Raw genomic sequence first — 249 nt, forward strand, 5'->3', positions numbered from 1 at the left:
CCGTCACCGCGCAGAACGGTCCTGTGACCGTTACGTTGGACAGCGGCAAGACCATCACCATCGCTGCGGGCGCAAGCTCGGGTGCGCTCGATGTGCCTGTCGGCAACGACGTGTACCAAGGTCCAACCACCGTCACCGAATCGATTGCCTCGGCATCGGGCGGTAACTTGGAAGCCATTGCTCCTAACACCGTTCCGGTCAGCACCATCGTTAGCGATGTCGATGACACCACCACGGTGACATTGACCG

Annotated in this window: 1 protein-coding gene; it reads left to right on the plus strand. The window is 60.6% G+C overall.

The annotated features are described in order from the left end of the window. Positions 1-249, plus strand: a 249-nt coding sequence (locus Q7C33_RS29040; RefSeq protein WP_407684611.1) for an immunoglobulin-like domain-containing protein, incomplete at both ends; no start/stop codon positions are given.

This window comes from Pseudomonas sp. BP11-1-1, assembly GCF_052112105.1.
GTDB lineage: Bacteria > Pseudomonadota > Gammaproteobacteria > Pseudomonadales > Pseudomonadaceae > Aquipseudomonas > Aquipseudomonas alvandae.